We start from the raw sequence: 17,815 nt of genomic DNA, 5'->3' as shown, positions 1-17,815 counted from the left end.
TCCGCCCCGGCCGCACCGAGCCCCGCACCGCGCGGCACCGCGCCCCGCCCCGCGCCCCGCCCCGCGTCTGTTCGGTGAATCGTTGGCTGATCGGCGATCCGGATCACCGATCAGCCAACGATTCACCGAACAGAACGCGGCGCCGAGCGACGGGGCGCCGACCGCACCAGACACCGGCGCCGAGCGGCGGGGCGCCGACCGCACCAGACACCGGCGCCGACCGCCGGGGCGCCGCCCGCGGGACGCGGCGCCGTCGTCCGCCGGCGGGATGGGACACTGACCGGGTGACCGACACGCGCGCTGACCACGTTGCTGACGACGTCCCCGAGGCCTTCGCCGGCGGCCCGCTCGACCTGCCTGGCTGGCGGCACGTCTACTCGGGCAAGGTGCGGGACCTGTACGAGCCCGACCTGCCGTCCCTCGGCGGGGCGCACCCCCTCGGCGACGTCGTCCTCGTCGTCGCCTCCGACCGCGTCTCGGCGTACGACCACGTGCTCGCCCCCGGCATCCCGGACAAGGGCGTGGTGCTCACCCAGCTGAGCCTGTGGTGGTTCGAGCAGCTGTCCGACCTGGTGCCGAACCACGTCGTCAGCACGCAGGTCAGCGCCGCGCCCTTCGACGGGCTGGTGCCCGACGTCGTGGCCGGGCGGGCGATGATCTGCCGGCGCCTGGAGATGTTCCCCGTCGAGTGCGTCGCCCGCGGCTACCTCACCGGCTCGGGGCTGGCCGAGTACCGCGCGTCCGGGGAGGTGACGGGCATCCCGCTGCCCGACGGCCTCGTGGACGGCTCGCGCCTGCCCGAGCCGATCTTCACGCCCGCGACCAAGGCCGAGATCGGCGAGCACGACGAGAACGTGCCGTTCTCGGCAGTCGTCGAGCGCGTCGGCGAGGCGGCGGCGAGCACGCTGCGCGACCTCACCCTGGCGGTCTACGCCCGCGCGGAGGAGATCGCGCGCGAGCGCGGCGTCGTCCTGGCGGACACCAAGCTGGAGTTCGGCACCGACCCCGTCACGGGCGAGGTCGTCCTGGGCGACGAGGTGCTCACCCCCGACTCCTCGCGCTTCTGGCCGGCCGACCAGTGGCAGCCGGGCCGCGCCCAGCCGAGCTTCGACAAGCAGTTCGTCCGCGACTGGCTCACCTCGCCCTCCTCGGGCTGGGACCGTGCGGGTGGCGGCGAGCCGCCCGCGCTGCCGGCCGACGTCGTGCTGCGCACCCGCGACCGCTACCTCGAGGCGTACGAGCGCCTGACCGGTGCGCCGCTCAGCCGCCGCTGAGCCGCCGCTGAGCCCAGACGACGACGGGGCGCCCTCCGTGCGGAGGGCGCCCCGTGGTGCGCCGAGCGGCCCCACGGGGCCGGGTCGGACCGGTCAGAGGCCGGAGCCCTTGACGCTGCTGGTCAGCGGATCGCCGTCCATCGAGTACGCGTAGCACGCGAGCTCGCGGTCGCCCTGCTCCCACGACTCGGCGTCGGGGATGTAGGCGTCGTAGTCGAGCGACGAGTCGAAGTAGTCCACGCTCACGTAGTCCTCGAAGGAGGACTTGCAGAAGTCGACGGCGACGTCGGTGATCGCCTCGTCGCCGGGGTAGGAGCCCTCGGCGAAGGCGTCGACGGCGTACACCTCGTACTCGTGCGACTGGGTGCAGTCGACGAAGTCGATGTCGTAGACGTTCCCGCTGGGCGGGGCGTCGAAGCAGCCGCCGAGCTCGAAGCCGGCGTCGGCCGCGACGGCGCCCTGGAGGGACGTCGCACCGGACTCGTCCGCGGTGTCCTCGGCGGCGTCGTCGCTCGGCGCGTCGGTGGCGGCGGGCGCCTCGGTCTCCTCGACGACCGAGGTGCCGGAGGCGGTGTCGAGGTCCTGGAGCTCGTCGGCGTTGCTGAACGCCCACACGAGGAAGATCGCCCAGATGATCCCGCCGACGATGCCCAGCGCGCCGAGCACGATGCCGGCGATGGACATGCCCTTGCCGTTCTGGCCGGACTTCTTGACGCGGTTGAGGCCGACGATGCCGAGCACGAGCGCGACGATGCCGGTGCCCAGGATGCCCGTGACGAGCGACGCGATGGCGAAGCCGTCGGTGCCCGGGGCGGCGGGCTGGCCGTACGGGGAGCCGTGCTGCGCCTGCGGCGCGGCCGGAGCCGTGCCGTACGGCGACGACGGGGCGGCCTCGTAGGGCGAGGCGGGGGCGTCGGTGCTGGGCGCGCCACCCTCGGTGTACGGCGCCGGCTGCTCAGGCGTCGGCTGCGCGGACGGCGTGCCGTACGGCGCGGCGGGCGGCGTGGTGCCCGACGGGGTGGGAGCCGGCGTCTCGGGGGTCGAGGACGGCGGGGCGAACGGGTCCGGGGCGGTGCCCTCCGGGGGCGTGGTGCTCAATGCGGCCTCACAGGTCGGCGTTGTCGTGGCGCGGGCAGGTGTCACCCCGCGGGACGGCGCCACGGGTACAGGCGGGGTTCGAGGACGACGGCGCACCCGGCCCGTGAGGGCGCGGTCGTGCGAGCCGCCGCCGCGACCCTATCGGGCGCGGCGCCCGCGCGCCGGACTGGTCCGCCGCCAGGGCGGCAGGGTGTTGCAGGATCGTGACCTGGAAGTTCTTCACAGAGAGCCGTCGTGGCCGAGCGGTGCGGGACGACGGACCGGCGGCCCGCGAGCCGCGGGTAGACTGGCCGCGGAACCCCGCCGTCGTGCTCCCGCTCGCGCACACCTGCGCCAGACCGCGCCAGACGTCGAGTGCACCGATCGCGTGCACCGCACCGGCCGCTGGCGCCCGTGCGCGGGATCCCGGAGCGGCGGCACGTGCCGGAAGACCCACCAGAGGAGCCCCCGTGGGACGCGTCGTCGTCGAGGTCATGCCCAAGCCCGAGATCCTGGACCCCCAGGGCAAGGCCGTGGTCGGGGCGCTGCCTCGCCTCGGCTTCACCCAGTTCACCAGCGTGCGCCAGGGCAAGCGTTTCGAGCTGGAGGTCGAGGGCGACGTGACGCCCGAGGTCCTGGCTGCGGCCCAGGAGGCGGCGGTGACGCTGCTGAGCAACCCGGTCATCGAGGACGTCGTCCGCGTGGCCGACGTCGCCGCCGACGCGGCCGCGACGACTGTCGAGGGTGCGGCCTGATGGCCGCCCCGACGCTCGACGCCGCCCGCATCGGCGTCCTCACGTTCCCCGGCACGCTCGACGACCGCGACGCCGCGCGCGCCGTGCGCCTCGCCGGCGGGGAGCCGGTGTCCCTCTGGCACGCCGACGCCGACCTGCACGGGGTCGACGCCGTCGTCCTGCCGGGCGGCTTCTCCTACGGCGACTACCTGCGCGCCGGAGCGATCAGCCGGTTCGCGCCGGCCATGGGCGCCGTCGTCGACGCCGCCCGCGGCGGCATGCCGGTGCTGGGCATCTGCAACGGCTTCCAGATCCTCACCGAGGCGCACCTGCTGCCCGGCTCGATGGTCAAGAACGACCACCTGCACTTCGTCTGCCGCGAGCAGCAGCTGGTCGTCGAGAACGCCTCGACCGCCTGGACGAACCAGTTCGCCCAGGGGCAGACGATCACCATCCCGCTGAAGAACCAGGACGGGCAGTTCGTCGCCGACGACCGCACGCTCGACGAGCTCGAGGGCGAGGGCCGCGTGGTGTTCCGCTACGTCGGGCAGAACCCCAACGGCTCGCGCCGCGACATCGCCGGCATCACGAACGAGCGCGGCAACGTCGTCGGGCTCATGCCGCACCCGGAGCACGCGGTCGAGGCCGGCTTCGGCCCCGACGCCGCCGACGGCGTGCGTGCCGGCACCGACGGCCTGACGTTCTTCACGTCGGTGCTCGCGTCGCTGGTGCGCGCCTGACGCCGCCCGCCTGACCCTGCAGGCCTCGCGAGCCTGATCCGTTCCGGGTCCCTGGCGGTCCGAGACAGACCCTTCTGTCTCGGACCGCCAGGGACCCGGATGCGCGAGGAAGGGGTACGCACGGACGGAAATGCCGTGCCGTCCGCCGTGCCGCGTCGCTACGGTGCCGCGCATGAGAGGTCCCGCCGACGCCCCCGCCCCGGTTCCCGCGTCCTGGGTCCCCGTGCACCGACCTGACGACGGCGAGCTCGTCGGCTACCTGCTGCCCGCCGGCGGGCGCACCGACGGCGACGACGAGCGCGGCGACGGCGAGCCCCAGTGGGTCCCCGCCACGGTCTTCGGCCACCCGGTCGGCCCGGCCGGCGACGAGGCGGACGCCCGCGAGCTGCTGCACACGACCGGCATCGCCGTGCTCGCCGAGCGTTGGGTCCTGCTGCGCGGCGAGGGTGTCGACGAGCCGACGCCGGTCGAGATCGCCTCCGTGCGGCCCGGCCGGGTCGTCGTGCAGACGCCGTACTACGCCGCCTCGGGCGGCCACGGCTCGCGCTGGGAGCTGGCGGTGCCGACGGGCGGGGCGCTGGTGCTGCCGCACGAGGTCGACGCCTGAGGTCTGGGCTCGCGGGTCCGCGCGTCCAAGGCGGACGGGCCCGGTCAGCGCCCGGCGAGGTACTCCAGCTGCGCCACGACTGACTGGCGCGCGGCCGCGCGCACGGACCCGTCCACGTCGGCGTACACGGCGTCGACGACGGCGTCCGCCAGGTCGTCTGGCACGCCCGGGGGCAGGTCGCCCGGCGCCCCCGCGGACGCCTGGGCCGGGGTCGGCAGGACGACGCCCAGGGCCGCCACGGCCGCCCGCACCTGCGCCAGGCGCTCCTGCCGGTGCGCGCGATAGGCGCGCACGACGGCGCCGAGGTCGTCGACCACGGGTCCGTGACCGGGCAGGCCGCGCACCGGCACGCCCCCGGTCGCGAGGCGCTCCAGGGCGTCGAGGCTGGCGAGGTAGTCGCGCAGCGACCCGTCCGGCTCGGCGATCACCGTGGTCCCGCGGCCGAGCACGGTGTCCCCGGTGAGCACCACGGGCGCGTCCGGCGCGCCGGACGCCCTGGGACCCGAGGCGGGCGCGACGACGAACGACACCGAGTCCGCCGTGTGACCCGGCGTGGCCAGCACCTCGATGCGCAGCCCGGCCGCCTCGACCACGTCGCCGCCCACCAGCGGGTCGCCGCCGTGGCAGTGCGCCGGGTCGGCCGCGCGCACCGGCGCCCCGGTGAGCCCGCGCAGCCGCGGCGAGCCGTCCGTGTGGTCGGCGTGCCGGTGCGTCACGAGGACCAGCGCGACCGGGCCGGCCGCGGCCAGCGCGGCGAGGTGGTCAGGCTCGTCCGGCCCGGGGTCGACGACGACGGCCGCCTCCGCGCCGGGCGCACGCAGCACGTAGCTGCGGGTGCCGTCGAGCGTCATGGGGCCCGGGTTGTCGGCGCGCAGCACCGACGCGAACGAGGTCACCGGGGCGGGCGTCGTCATGCGCGGCAGCCTAGACGGCGGCGCCGCCGCGGGGCCGCCCGCCGGCGGCCCCGCGGAGCGCCGGTCAGCGCGCGGCGAGCGCGCCGGCGAGCAGCTCGAGCGTCTGCGCGCGGCCCGGCGTGGTGGCGAGGTCCTCGCCGGCGTACGACGCCGCCACGGGCACGGCCATGACCTCGCCGGTGCCGTGGGCGGCGGCGAGCCGCGCGAGCTCGTCGGCGGCGGCCTCGGGCGTGCCGACGATCCATCGGGCGCGCATGTCCGCGACCGCCTGCTCGCCGAGGGTGTCCAGCGGCGCGGCCTTGGCCTCCTCGACCGTCTCCAGCGGCCCCATCGGCTTGCCGGTGCGCAGGCGCGCCATCGACCGCAGCTGCGGCAGCGCGCGCTCGTCGGCCTCGTCCTGCGTCGGCGCGACGACGACGTTCGCCGTGACGAAGGTGCGCGGCTCGGGGTGCTCCTCGCTGGCCCGGTAGCCGTCGCGGTAGAGCGTCAGCGCCTGCTGGAGCCCGGGCCCGGCGAAGTGGTGGGCGAACACGTACGGCAGGCCGAGCTCGGCCGCCAGGCGCGCGGAGTAGTCGGAGGAGCCGAGCAGCCAGACCGTGGGCGTGCCCTCGGCGGCGGGGGTGGCGCGCACGGGGTAGGTCTCGCCGCTGGTGAGGCGGATCGTGGCGCCGTCACGCTGCAGCAGCGCCATGACGTCCTGCACGTGCTGCGGGAACCGCTCGACGTCCGCGGTGGGGCCCGAGGAGCGCAGCAGCGCCGTGATCACCGGGTCGCTGCCCGGCGCGCGGCCGATGCCGAGGTCGACGCGCCCCGGCGCGAGCGCCTCGAGCGCCGCGAACTGCTCGGCGACCACGAGCGGCGCGTGGTTGGGCAGCATGACGCCGCCGGAGCCGATGCGGATGCGGTCGGTCTGCGCCGCCGCGGCGGCGATCATCACGGGCGGCGTCGACGCCGCGACGGCCGGCATGTTGTGGTGCTCGGCGAACCAGTACCGCGTCAGGCCGAGCCGGTCGGCGAGCCGGACGAGCTCGAGCGACGAGGCGATCGCCTGGGCGGTGCTCTGCCCGGAGCGGACGGGGACGAGGTCGAGCACGGACAGCGCGGGGGAGGGGTTCACGGCGTTCATCGCCTAGGGCAACACCGCGCGGCGGCGGCGTGTTCCGCGGCCGGTGCGCCGGCGCGTCCCGCCGGGCGCGCCCGCGCCCGGCTCCCGGGACGGCGCGGGCTCAGCCGGCGGCCGCCAGCGCCAGGCACGCCCCGCCGAGCAGCACGTCGAGGCCCATGCACCACACGGCGAGCGAGCGGTGCACGACGGCGTCGCGCCGGTAGTGCACCGCGTCCCACGCCGCGTGGGCGGCGAGGGCGGCGCCGGCGAGCGCCAGCCCCACCCGCGGGGCGAGCTCCAGGGCCACCACGCAGGCACCGAACCAGCCGACCATGGCGAGCGCCTGCGGCCACGTCGCGCCGCGCCGAGCGAGCGCCCCGAGCGCGACGAGCACCGCTCCGGCCGCCGCGATCGCCGTCCACCGCGGCACGCCGAGCACCTCGGCCAGGAACGGCAGGGCGCTCGCCACGGGCACGGCGGCCCAGGACGCCCAGCGGCGCCCGCTGGCCGCCGCGGCGAGGTAGCACAGCGCCGCCACGCCGACGGCGGTGGCGGGCGTGGTCGCGCTGACGGCGTCCAGCCGGATCGCGCCGCCCGGGCTGCCGCCGCCCGGACCGCTGTCGAGCGCGCCGCCGTCGAGCAGCGCGCCGCCGACCAGCAGGCCCGCCGCGGCGAGCGCGCCCAGCGCCAGCCACGCGGCGGTGCGCGGCCAGGGCCACGGGGCCGACCTCGCCGCGGGCGGGTGGCCGGCGGCTGCGCCGGCCGGGGTCGGTGCGCCGGGCGCGGGGCGCAGGGCCGGGGTCTCGGACATGGGTCACTCCCTCGTGCTCCGGGCGGCCGTATACCCCCTCGGGGTAACGCTACGCGGGGGTCCGGGCGAGGGGAAGACCCGTCAGGTCACCAGACGGCCGGCCGCCGCAGCGACCACCGCAGCCGCTCCTCCAGCTGCGCCGCCAGCGCCAGCAGCACGTGCTCGCCGCCCGGCCGCCCGACGAGCTGCACGCCCATCGGCAGGCCCGCCGGCGCGGAGTCCGTGGGCTCCGTCCAGGTCACCGGCACCGTGATCGCGGGCAGGCCGCACACGTTGATCATCGAGGTGTACGGGGTGTACTGGCACTGCTGCTCGAAGTTGCGCTCCGGGTCCTCGGCGTCGAACCAGCCCAGCGGGCGGGGCGTCATCGCCAGCGCCGGCGTGACCACGGCGTCGTACCGCTCGACGCGCGCCACCATCGTGCGCTCGAAGCGCGAGAGCGCGGCGAGCGCCTCGGCGAGCTGCCGGGCCGAGACCTTGCGGCCCACGCCGACCAGCCAGCGGGTCAGCGGCTCGAGCAGCTCGAGGCGCGCCGGGTCGTCGATCGGCACCGCCGAGGCCCCCGCCATCCAGAGGGTCCGGAACGCGGGCGCGTAGGCGGCGTCCGGCTCCCAGGCCGGCTCCTCGAGGCCGTGGCCGAGCGCGCCCAGCTCGGCCACCGCGGCGTCGAGCGCGGCCAGCGCCTCGGGGCCCGCCGGGAAGTCGTAGAAGCCGTCCCACGCGCTGAACGTGCTCACCGCCAGGTGGAACCGGCGCCGGCCGTCCGGGGCCTCGCCGCGCTGCGCGGCGGCCAGGTAGCTGCCCCGCGGGCCTGCGGTGGTGCGCAGGGTGAGCGGGTGGTCCACGGCGTCGTCGCCGCGGCGCGGGAGCATGCCCTCCAGGAGCAGCGCGGCGTCGGCCGTCGTGCGGGCGAGAGGTCCGTTGACCACGAGGCCGCCGAGCGAGTCGACGCCCGAGCCGGCCGGCAGCAGGCCGCGGGTCGGCTTGAGCCCCACGAGCCCGCAGGCCGCCGCCGGGATGCGGACCGAGCCGCCGCCGTCGGAGCCGGGCGCGAACGGCAGCAGGCCCGCCGCCACCGCGGCGGCCGCGCCGCCGCTGGAGCCGCCCGCCCCGCGCCCGGGGTCCCAGGGGTTGCGCGCCGGCGGGCCGGCCAGCGTCTCGGTGTACGCGGGGAAACCGAGCTCGGGCGCGGCCGTCTTGCCCAGCGACACCGTCCCGGCGGCGTCGAGCACCCGCACGACGTCGCTGCTCGCCTCGGGCACGTAGCGGTGCTCGCCGGCGAAGGCCCGCGAGCCGAAGCCCGTGGGCACGCCCGCGCGGTCCCACAGGTCCTTGTCGCCCGAGGGCAGGCCCCACAGCACGGCGTCGTCGTCCGGGCAGTCGTCCACCAGCGCGCCGGCGTCCCGCTCGCGGAGCAGGCCGGCGGCGCGCTCGCGGGCGGCGTCGGCGGTCACCGTGGTGAAGGCCCCGACGGCCGCGTTGCCCGCCTCCACGCGCTTGAGGTAGTGCTCCACCACGTCGGGCGGCGTCAGGGAGCCGTCCCGGAGCAGGTCGCGCAGCTCGACGGCGGTGCGCTCGTGCAGCTCGGTCATGCCGTCAGCCTAGGAGGGGCCGGCGACGGCGCACCGCCCCGGACCTTGCGGCCGGCTCACCGCAGCAGCGGCGCCACCTCCTGCCCGAACCACGCGGCCAGCCCCTCGGGGTCCGGCTCGTGCGCGTCCGGCTCGGCCACCACGGTGGTGGCGCCGGCGTCGGCGTAGGCGCGCAGCGTGGCGGCCACCTGCTCCGCCTCGCCCCACGCGGCGAGGCGGGCGAGCCCGGCGTCGTCGGCGACGTCGTGGCCCTCGCCGGCGAGCATCGCCCGGGTGTCAGCGAGGTGCTCGGCGCGGCGCGCCACCGCGACGAAGACGACGACCTCGAACGGCTCCTCGCGGCCCGCGGCCCGGCGGCCGGCGCCGACCTGCTCGAGCGCCCCGGGCAGGCGGTCCAGGCCGGTCGACGACGTGAGGATCACCCCGTCGGCGTGCTCGCCCACCAGGCGCAGCGTCCTGGGGCCGACGGCCGCCGACAGCACGGGCGGGCGGGTGGCCGGCGGCCAGTCGAGCACGACGTCCTCGAGCGTCACGTACCGGCCACGGGTGGTCACCCGCTCGCCGTCCAGCAGCGCGCGCAGCGCGGTCAGGTGCTCGCGCAGCAGGGTCAGCGGCGAGGCCGCCCGGGCGCCGACCCGACCCATCCAGTCCTGGACGCCGTGCCCGACGCCGGGCACGAGCCGGCCCGGGAACATGCCGTCGATCGTGGCGATCTCCATCGCCGTGAGCGCCACGTTGCGCAGCGGCACGGGCAGCACGCCGGTGCCGACGCGCAGCCGCTCGGTGGCGCCCAGCACCGCCGCGGCGCCGGCCACCGCCGTCTCCTTGAAGCAGTCCTCCCAGAGCCACAGCTCGTCGATCCCGGCGGCCTCGACGGCGCGGGCCAGCTCCAGGTGCCGGGCGGGCGGCAGCGTGGGTCGCGCGATGAACCCCAGCGTCGGTGCGGTCATGCCCCGACCCTCGCCCGCGCGGCGCGGTGACCGGCGCAGACACGCCGTCGGCGACGGCGCGTCCGTGCTGCCTCGGGCGACCGCCGTGATGGGATCCGGGCGTGCACCACGACCTCGTCCTCGCGGGCCCGCGCCCAGCGGGCCGCCGAGGCGAAGATGGTGTTCGCCGTCGTCACCGACGGCGGGCCCGACGACGGGCAGGTGCGCGGCAGCACCTCCTACTACGAGCTGGTGCCCGCGCAGCGTCGCACCGACGTCGGCTCCACCTTCTACGGGCGCGCGTGGTGGGGCGGGGTCACCAACCCGGCGTGCAAGCTGCTGCTGCTCGCCCACGCCTTCGACACCTGGGGCTTCCAGCGCGTGGCCCTGCGCGCCGATGCCCGCAACACCCGCTCCTGCGCGGCGATCGAGCGCCTCGGGGCGGTGCGCGAGGGCGTGCTGCGCAAGCACCGGGTCGCCGCGGACGGCACCTCGGGCGACACGGTCTACTTCTCGGTCACGGACGACGAGTGGCCGACCGTCCGAGCGAACCTGACCGCCCGCCTGCCGTCGCCGGGCGCCTGAGGCGCCTGCGGCGGCCGGGGCGCGCACCGGGCCGCGGCGCGAGGTTCACGACGCCCTGAAGTCGAGGCCCTTCGCCGCCAGCGCGGCGCCCAGGACGGCGACGGCCTTGGGGCCGACGCCGTGGAGGTCCAGCAGCTCCGCCCGCGAGTGCTCGGCCACGCGCTCGAGGCTCGTGACGCCGTGGAGCGCGAGGGCGCGGGCGGCGGTCCGGCCGATGGCGTCCGGGAGGTCGCCGACCGGGCGGACGTCGGGGGTCGTGGCCATCGTGCTGCCTCTCGTCCGGGTCTCGTCCTGCGCCCTGGCGGGCTCCCACCGGCCGCGCCGGAAGCGCGACCGGTGGGCTCAGAGGGGCGTGACCGTCCCCTCGAAGTGCTTCTGCCGGCGCAGCGCGTTCCACCCCACGTAGGTGAACCCGCCGGGCGCGTCCTCGGCCGGGGTGACCGCGACGTCCACGGTGCCGGGCAGCAGCACCGGCTTGGCGAACCGCACCGTCCACCGGTACGCGTCACCCCTGGCCATGCCGACGTCGGCCAGCGCCCGCGCCGCGGTGTACATCCCGTGCGCGATCGCCCGCGGGAAGCCGAACGCCTTGGCGGACAGCGCGGACATGTGGATGGGGTTGCGGTCGCCGGACAGCGCGCCGTAGGCGCGGCCGGTGCCGGCGGGCAGCACCCACCGGCCGGTCGGCAGCGGCGGCGCCCACGCGTCCGACGGCGCCGTGCCGTCGCCGCCGGCGTCCCCGGGGACGTCTCCCGGCGCCTGCCCGTCGCCGCCGTCAGCGCCGTCGGCGCCCTCGACCTCCGAGGGGTCGAACCCCCGGGCCAGGTACGTCGACACCCCGCGCCACGCGGGCACCGCGTCGTCGTCGCCCTGCACGCGGACCTCCGCCACGAGGTCCACCTGCACGCCCCGGCGGTGCGCTCGCAGGTCCTCGGCCCACGCCCGGACCTCGAGGCGGTCGCCCAGCCGGACGGGGCGGGCCAGGGCGGCGTCGTTGGCCAGGTGCACCATGCCCAGCAGCGGCAGCGGGAAGTCTGCGCGCACCATGACGGCCGTGGCGAGCGGGAACGCGAGCACGTGCAGGTAGCCCGAGGGCAGGTGGTCCGAGACCGGCTCGTGCAGCAGCCGCTGGTAGTCGCGCAGGTGCGACGCCATGTCGGCGGTGTCCACCTCGGCGACGCGGTAGGCGACGGGCGGCAGCGTGAGCGAGTCCTCCCCGCCGCCGATGACGGGCAGGGACGGCAGCGCGCGCCCGGCCGCGATGCGGCCCGACGACGCCGCGCCGCGGGCGTAGAGGCCGGTCAGCCGGGGCACCGAAGGTAGCGTCTCCACCGCCAGCACGCCGCCGCCTGCGGTCGTGACGGAGAGCGGTCCGGCGGTCACCGGCCCACCATGTTCTGCCCGCAGACGCGCAGCGTCTGCCCGTTGACGCCGGCCGCGGCCGGGGAGGCCAGGAACGCGATCGCCTCGGCGACGTCCACCGGCTGGCCGCCCTGCAGCAGGGACGACAGGCGCCGGGCCACCTCGCGGGTCGCGAACGGGATCGCCCGGGTCATGTCGGTCTCGATGAAGCCCGGCGCGACGGCGTTGGCGGTGCCCCCGTGCGCGGCCAGGAGCGGGCCGGTGGCCGCGGTGTGGCCGACGACGCCGGCCTTGGTGAACGAGTAGTTCGTCTGGCCGCGGTTGCCGGCCAGCCCGCTGGTGGAGGCCAGCGACACCACGCGCAGCCCGGAGACCTCGCCGCGCTCCGCCGCCTCGAGCAGCTGGGCGTTGATCCGCAGCTGGGAGGCGACGTTGACGGCCACCACGGAGTCCCACCGCGCGGCGTCCATGTTGGCCAGCAGCTTGTCCCGCGTGATGCCGGCGTTGTGCACCACGACGTCGAGCCGCCCGTGCCGGGCCCGGGCGTGCTCGAGCAGCCGGGCGCCGGCGTCCGGCGCGGTGACGTCGAGCTGCAGCGCGGTGCCGCGCACGGCGTTGGCGGTGCGCGCCAGGCCCTCGCCGGCGGCCGGAACGTCGACGCAGACCACGGTGGCGCCGTCGCGCGCGAGCGTGCGGGCGATGGCGGCGCCGATGCCGCGGGCGGCGCCGGTGACGGCGGCGACCTGGCCCTCCAGCGGGCGGTCCCACGTGGTCGGCAGCGGGGCGTCGGTGGGGCCGACCTCGAGCAGCTGGCCGTCCACGTAGGCGGACCTCGCCGACAGGAAGAACCGCAGCGCGCCCAGCGCGGAGGTCGAGTCGGCGGCCGCCCCGTCGGTGAGCACGACGCCGTTGCCGGTGGCCCCGGCCCGCAGCTCCTTGGCCAGCGAGCGGCAGAAGGCGTCGACGCCCTGGCGCGCGGCGGCGAGCTCGGGGGAGTCCTCGGCGGTGCGGGCGCGCGAGACCGTCACGACGCGGCCCTGCGGGGCGAGCTTGCGCAGCACGGACCCGGTGGCGAGCACGGCCTCGGAGGCGTCCTGCGGCGTGGCCAGCTCGGTCAGCACGAGGACGGCGGCGCCGAGGCGTCCGGGGTCGGCGCGCACCTCGACGGGGTCGCGCCGCACGTCCAGGTCCCAGGCGAGCAGGGCCTGGGCGACGCGGTCGGCGTCGGCCTTGGACGCGGCGTCGGACAGCACGAGCACGGGGCCGACGGTGAGCGGCTGGCCCGGGGCGTACCGGCGCAGCACGGCGGGGCGCGGCAGGCCCAGCCTCTTCGCGAGGGTCTTGGTGATCCCGGTGTTGACGAGCCGGGTGTAGGAGTCGGTCATCGGTGTTCTCCTCCCTGGTCCCGGGCGGTCAGGCGGACTCGAGGATCGCCGTCGCGCCGAGGCCGCCGGCCGCGCACACGGACACCAGGGCGCGGGCCGGTCGTCCGGTCTCGGCGGCGCGCTGCGCCACGAGCTTGGCGGCCGTGGCCAGGATGCGCCCGCCCGTGGCGGCGAACGGGTGGCCGGCGGCGAGCGAGGAGCCGTTGACGTTCACCCGGGAGCGGTCGACCTTGCCGAGCGCGCCCGGCAGGCCCAGCTCCGTGCGGCAGTACTCGTCGTCCTCCCACGCGGCCAGCGTGGTCAGCACCGTCGCGGCGAACGCCTCGTGGATCTCGAAGAAGTCGAAGTCCTCCAGCGTCAGCCCGTTGCGGGCGAGCAGGCGCGGCACGGCGTGGACGGGGGCCATGAGCAGGCCCTCGTGGCCGTGCACGAAGTCGACGGCGGCCGTCTCGGCGTCCACGAAGCGGGCCAGCACGGGCAGGTCGTGCTCGGCGGCCCAGTCCCGCGAGGCCAGCAGCACGGCGGAGGCGCCGTCGGTGAGCGGGGTGGAGTTCCCGGCGGTCATCGTCGGCTCCGCCGGGGTGCCCGACGTGGCCAGGCTCTTGCCGAACACCGGCTTGAGCGCCGCGAGCTTCTCCGCCGACGTGTCCGGCCGCAGGTTGTCGTCGCGGGTCAGGCCGCGGAACGGGGTCACGAGGTCGTCGAAGAACCCGGACTCCCAGGCACGGGCGAGGTTCTGGTGGCTGGCGAGCGCGACCTCGTCCTGCGCCTCGCGGGTGATGCCCCAGCGGGCGGTGGTGACCGCCTGGTGCTCGCCCATGGACAGGCCGGTGCGCGGCTCGTCGGTGGCCGGGGTGAGCGGCTTGAGGTCGCCCGGGCGGATCCTGGCCAGCGCCTTGAGGCGCTGCTGCAGCGTCTTGGCGTGCGAGGCGGCCAGCAGGGCCCGGCGCAGGCCCTCGCTCACGGCGATCGGCGCGTCGGAGACGGTGTCGGTGCCGCCGGCCACGCCGGACTCGACCTGGCCGAGCCGGATCTTGTTGGCGACGGCGATGGCCGCCTCCAGGCCGGTGGCGCAGGCCTGCTGGAGGTCGTACGCGGGGGTCTGGGGCGACAGCGACGAGCCGAGCACGCACTCGCGGACCAGGTTGAAGTCGCGCGAGTGCTTGAGCACGGCACCGCCGACCACCTCGCCCAGGCGCTCGCCCTGCAGCCCGAAGCGGGCCACCAGGCCCTCGAGCGCGGCGGTGAACATCTCCTGGTTGGAGGCGTCGGCGTACCTCTTGCCGGCGCGCGAGAACGGGATGCGGTTGCCGCCGACGACGACGGCGTCGCGCAGGCCGGGCGCGGCGGTGGTGCCCTTCGGGGCCTTGCGGGAGGCGGTCGCGGCGGCGGTGGAGCGTGTGGCCACTTCGTCGTTCCTTCGCTCGGGGGTGGGTGCTGCCCGTGATGTAGGACTCACAGTACCTGATACTCTCGGTCTCGTGAGGCGGGTCACAGGAGGCGGACGATGACGGCGGTGGACGGGCGGTCGACCCGTTGGGACGATCATCGCGCGGCGCGGCGCGCCCAGCTCGTGAACGCCGCGCGCAAGGCGGTCCACCGGCACGGCCCCGGCGTCTCCATGGACGAGATCGCCGCCGAGGCCGGCACGTCCAAGTCGATCGTCTACCGCTACTTCGAGGACAAGGCGGGCCTGCGGCTCGCCGTCTCCTCCGCCGTCGTCGCGGACATGCACGACGCGCTGCGCCAGGCGGCCGAGGCGGCCCCGACGCCGCTGGCCGCGCTGCGCGCCATGGTGCGGGTCTACCTCGAGATGATCGAGCACTCGCCGCACGTCTACTGGTTCGTGACCCGGACCTCGATCGCGGGCGTCGAGCCCGCCGACAGCCCCGCGGACGGCGCGGGCCCGGCCGGCCCCGCCGACCGCCGGCCCGGCGCCGTCGGCACGGCCGACGCCCCGCTGAGCGCCTACCTCGACTCGGTCATCGAGCTCGTCGCGCACCCCTTCGCCCAGGTGGCCGACGTGCCCCCCGGCGTCGCCGCCGCGTGGGCGGCGGGCGCCGTCGGCTTTGTGCGCGGCGCGGGGGAGTGGTGGCTCAGCCACCCGGGCGAGCGCCCCGAGCGCGAGGAGCTCACCGAGCAGGTCACCCGGTGGCTGTGGAACGGCCCCGTCGGCGTCCTGCACGACACCCTGCACAGCACCCCGCACGACGCCCTGCACGGCACGCCGCCCGACACCGAGCAGCACCCGACCGCACCCAGCACGGCACCGACGCCGAGCCTGTGACCGGTGCCGGCGCGGACGCCGGCACACCCCACGGAAGCACGGAGACCCACCGATGACGACCACCTCCGACCGCACAGCAGCCCAGCCGACCGCCGCCGAGACGCCCGAGGCGCCCGAGACGGACCGGCTCACCGGGCCGGCGTTCGTCCGCGACGCGGCCGCCGCGCCCGAGGCGCTCGCGGCGCCCGCCGCGCCGCCCCGGCCGCGCCGCGTGCCGGTCGGCCGCCCGGACGCCGACGGTGCCCCCCGCGTCGACGTCCCGGCGCTGCACCACCTGCTGCTGGGCCGCTGGCCGCAGTGGCGCCAGGCCGCCCGCGACCGTGCCGCCGACCCGGACTTCTGGAAGGACGAGTCGCTGTCGATGGCGGAGCACCGCGAGCGGACGCTCGAGCAGCTGCGGCGCCTCGCGCAGGAGGGGTCCCACCAGGTCTGGCTCGCGTTCCCGGAGCGGCTCGGAGGCGGTGAGGCTCCGGGCGCCAACCTGGCCGGGTTCGAGGAGCTGACGGTCGCCGACCCCTCGCTGCAGATCAAGGCCGGCGTCCAGTGGGGGCTGTTCGCCTCCGCGATCCTGCACCTCGGCACGCCGGAGCAGCAGGACCGTTGGCTGCCGGGCGCGATGGACCTGTCGGTGCCGGGGGCCTTCGCCATGACGGAGACCGGCCACGGGTCCGACGTCGCGGCGATCGGCACGACCGCCACGTACGACCCGCAGACGCAGGAGTTCGTGATCCACACGCCGTTCCGGGCGGCGTGGAAGGACTACCTCGGCAACGCCGCCGCGCACGCCACCGCCGCCACCGTGTTCGCCCAGCTCGTGACGAACGGCGTCAACCACGGCGTGCACTGCTTCTACGTGCCGGTCCGCGACGCCGGGACGATGGAGTTCCTGCCCGGTGTGGGCGGGGAGGACGACGGGCTCAAGGGCGGCCTGCGCGGCGTCGACAACGGCCGGCTGCACTTCACCCGGGTGCGCGTGCCGCGCGAGAACCTCCTGGCCCGCTACGGCCAGGTCGCGGAGGACGGCACCTACACCTCGTCGATCGACAGCCCCGGCCGCCGGTTCTTCACGATGCTCGGCTCGCTGGTCCAGGGGCGCGTCTCGCTCGACGGCGCCGCCTCCGTGGCCTCGAAGCTCGGCCTCGCGATCGCCGTGCGCTACGGCGCCGAGCGCCGGCAGTTCACCGGCGCCTCGCCCGTCGAGGAGGTCGTGCTGCTCGACTACGCCACGCACCGCCGTCGGCTGTTCCCCCGCATCGCGGAGACCTACGCGATCCACTTCGCGCACGACGGGCTGCTCGACCTGTTCGACGAGGTGTTCTCCGGCGCCGGCGACACCCCGGAGAACCGCGAGGACCTCGAGACCATGGCCGCCGCGCTCAAGGCCACCTCCACGGACTTCGCCCTGACGACCCTGCAGGAGTGCCGCGAGGCGTGCGGCGGCGCGGGGTTCCTCACGGAGAACCGCATCACGAGCCTGCGCCACGACATGGACGTGTACGCCACGTTCGAGGGCGACAACACGGTGCTGCTGCAGCTCGTCGCCAAGCGGCTCGTGGGCGACTACGCCCGCCAGCTGGGCAAGCAGGTCAGGAGCGGCCAGGGCATGGCCCGGTTCGTCGTCGACCAGGCGGTCGACCGCGTGCTGCACCGCACCCCGCTCAAGCGCGCGGCGCAGGTGCTCGGCGACGTCGCCGGCGGCGCCGCCGAGCACCTGCTCGACGCCGCGACGCAGCGCGAGCTGCTCGCCGACCGCGTCGCCACCAAGGTCGAGGAGGCGGCGCTCGCGCTGCGCCCGGCGCAGAAGGCGGACCCGGTCACGGCCCAGCGCCTCTTCGACGACAACCAGGTGGCGCTCGTGGACGCCGCCCGCTCCCACGCCGAGCTCGTGCGCTGGGAGGCGTTCACCGCGGCGCTGGCCAAGGTCGAGGACCCCGGCACCCGCACCGTGCTGACGTGGCTGCGCGACGTCTACGCGCTCACGGTGATCGAGCGCGACCTCGCGTGGTTCCTGCTGCACGGGCGGCTGTCGACGCAGCGCGGCCGCGCCGTCGCACCGGCCCTCGAGGCGCTGCTGGCCAGGCTCCGCCCGCACGTGCTCGACCTCGTCGACGCGTGGGGCTACGGGCCGGACCACCTGCGGGCGAAGATCGCCTCCGGGGCGGAGAAGCAGCGGCAGGACGAGGCCCGGGCCTACTACGCCCGGCAGCGCGCCGAGGGCGCGGCGCCGGTCAGCGAGAAGGCTCTGCGCAAGCAGGAGCGCGCCGCGCGGCGCTGACGCGGGGTCAGGCGGCGGCCGGCGGCTCGGCGCCGACGGGCGCCCGCTCCTGCCGCGCGGCGGCCGGCGGCTCGGCGCCGACGGGCGCCTCGCCGGGCGCCGCGTCCGGCGCACCGTCCGTGACCGCCTCGGCGCTCG

The 17,815-nt window shown here is 76.6% G+C and carries 17 protein-coding genes; 7 read left to right on the top strand and 10 right to left on the bottom strand.

What is annotated here, in order from left to right:
- Positions 1–353: 353 nt before the first annotated feature.
- Positions 354–1,274, top strand: a complete 921-nt coding sequence (locus GSF02_RS11135) for a phosphoribosylaminoimidazolesuccinocarboxamide synthase (protein WP_235915507.1) — start codon at positions 354–356, stop codon at positions 1,272–1,274.
- Positions 1,275–1,367: 93 nt separating this feature from the next.
- Here GSF02_RS11135 and GSF02_RS11130 read toward each other — a convergent pair whose 3' ends face one another.
- The gene (locus tag GSF02_RS11130; RefSeq protein WP_159796074.1) at positions 1,368–2,372 is read right to left on the bottom strand and encodes a DUF4190 domain-containing protein; all 1,005 of its coding nucleotides are present in this window, start codon (positions 2,370–2,372) and stop codon (positions 1,368–1,370) included.
- Positions 2,373–2,821: 449 nt separating this feature from the next.
- On the opposite strand from GSF02_RS11130, the gene purS reads away from it, so the two are divergent.
- The 3 genes from purS to GSF02_RS11115 all read left to right on the top strand — a co-directional run bounded on the left by purS (position 2,822) and on the right by GSF02_RS11115 (position 4,432).
- Positions 2,822–3,106, top strand: a complete 285-nt coding sequence (gene purS / locus GSF02_RS11125; protein ID WP_159796071.1) for a phosphoribosylformylglycinamidine synthase subunit PurS — start codon at positions 2,822–2,824, stop codon at positions 3,104–3,106.
- Entirely contained in the window at positions 3,106–3,825 is a 720-nt protein-coding gene (gene purQ / locus GSF02_RS11120; RefSeq protein WP_159796068.1) for a phosphoribosylformylglycinamidine synthase subunit PurQ, read from the top strand. Before purS ends, purQ begins: the two co-directional genes overlap by 1 nt.
- 172 nt (positions 3,826–3,997) lie before the next feature.
- The gene (locus tag GSF02_RS11115; RefSeq protein ID WP_159796065.1) at positions 3,998–4,432 is read left to right on the top strand and encodes a hypothetical protein; all 435 of its coding nucleotides are present in this window, start codon (positions 3,998–4,000) and stop codon (positions 4,430–4,432) included.
- 44 nt (positions 4,433–4,476) lie between these two features.
- Here GSF02_RS11115 and GSF02_RS11110 read toward each other — a convergent pair whose 3' ends face one another.
- The 5 genes from GSF02_RS11110 to GSF02_RS11090 all read right to left on the bottom strand — a co-directional run bounded on the left by GSF02_RS11110 (position 4,477) and on the right by GSF02_RS11090 (position 9,804).
- Positions 4,477–5,346, bottom strand: a complete 870-nt coding sequence (locus GSF02_RS11110; RefSeq protein ID WP_159796062.1) for an MBL fold metallo-hydrolase — start codon at positions 5,344–5,346, stop codon at positions 4,477–4,479.
- A gap of 64 nt (positions 5,347–5,410) precedes the next feature.
- Positions 5,411–6,472, bottom strand: coding sequence for an LLM class flavin-dependent oxidoreductase (locus tag GSF02_RS11105; RefSeq protein ID WP_159796059.1), 1,062 nt, complete (start codon positions 6,470–6,472; stop codon positions 5,411–5,413).
- A 100-nt stretch (positions 6,473–6,572) separates the two neighbouring features.
- A complete protein-coding gene (locus GSF02_RS11100; protein WP_159796056.1) occupies positions 6,573–7,262 on the bottom strand; it encodes a hypothetical protein in 690 nt (229 codons plus the stop codon).
- Between the two features lie 86 nt (positions 7,263–7,348).
- Positions 7,349–8,854, bottom strand: a complete 1,506-nt coding sequence (locus GSF02_RS11095; RefSeq protein ID WP_159796053.1) for an amidase — start codon at positions 8,852–8,854, stop codon at positions 7,349–7,351.
- Positions 8,855–8,910: 56 nt separating this feature from the next.
- Positions 8,911–9,804: an LLM class flavin-dependent oxidoreductase gene (locus GSF02_RS11090; protein ID WP_159796050.1), complete on the bottom strand. Its 894-nt coding sequence runs from the start codon at positions 9,802–9,804 to the stop codon at positions 8,911–8,913.
- 93 nt (positions 9,805–9,897) lie between these two features.
- Between GSF02_RS11090 and GSF02_RS11085 the strand changes: the two genes are divergently transcribed.
- On the top strand, positions 9,898–10,368 hold the full coding sequence (locus tag GSF02_RS11085; protein WP_268892871.1) for a GNAT family N-acetyltransferase: 471 nt from the start codon (positions 9,898–9,900) through the stop codon (positions 10,366–10,368).
- 45 nt (positions 10,369–10,413) lie between these two features.
- Here GSF02_RS11085 and GSF02_RS11080 read toward each other — a convergent pair whose 3' ends face one another.
- The 4 genes from GSF02_RS11080 to GSF02_RS11065 all read right to left on the bottom strand — a co-directional run bounded on the left by GSF02_RS11080 (position 10,414) and on the right by GSF02_RS11065 (position 14,451).
- A complete protein-coding gene (locus GSF02_RS11080) occupies positions 10,414–10,632 on the bottom strand; it encodes a helix-hairpin-helix domain-containing protein (RefSeq protein ID WP_159796044.1) in 219 nt (72 codons plus the stop codon).
- A gap of 78 nt (positions 10,633–10,710) precedes the next feature.
- Entirely contained in the window at positions 10,711–11,751 is a 1,041-nt protein-coding gene (locus GSF02_RS11075; protein WP_159796041.1) for a MaoC/PaaZ C-terminal domain-containing protein, read from the bottom strand.
- Positions 11,748–13,115: a 3-oxoacyl-ACP reductase gene (locus tag GSF02_RS11070; protein ID WP_159796038.1), complete on the bottom strand. Its 1,368-nt coding sequence runs from the start codon at positions 13,113–13,115 to the stop codon at positions 11,748–11,750. Before GSF02_RS11070 ends, GSF02_RS11075 begins: the two co-directional genes overlap by 4 nt.
- Positions 13,116–13,143: 28 nt before the next feature.
- Entirely contained in the window at positions 13,144–14,451 is a 1,308-nt protein-coding gene (locus GSF02_RS11065; RefSeq protein WP_159796203.1) for an acetyl-CoA C-acetyltransferase, read from the bottom strand.
- A 171-nt stretch (positions 14,452–14,622) separates the two neighbouring features.
- Here GSF02_RS11065 and GSF02_RS11060 point away from each other — a divergent pair, with 171 nt between their 5' ends.
- Positions 14,623–15,402, top strand: coding sequence for a TetR/AcrR family transcriptional regulator (locus tag GSF02_RS11060; protein WP_159796035.1), 780 nt, complete (start codon positions 14,623–14,625; stop codon positions 15,400–15,402).
- Between the two features lie 52 nt (positions 15,403–15,454).
- On the top strand, positions 15,455–17,677 hold the full coding sequence (locus GSF02_RS11055) for an acyl-CoA dehydrogenase family protein (RefSeq protein WP_159796032.1): 2,223 nt from the start codon (positions 15,455–15,457) through the stop codon (positions 17,675–17,677).
- Positions 17,678–17,815 lie beyond the last annotated feature (138 nt).

Origin of the sequence: Puerhibacterium puerhi (assembly GCF_009846865.1) — a bacterium.
Taxonomy (GTDB): domain Bacteria; phylum Actinomycetota; class Actinomycetes; order Actinomycetales; family Cellulomonadaceae; genus Puerhibacterium; species Puerhibacterium puerhi.
This window is presented reverse-complemented; position numbering and strand designations above follow the sequence as displayed.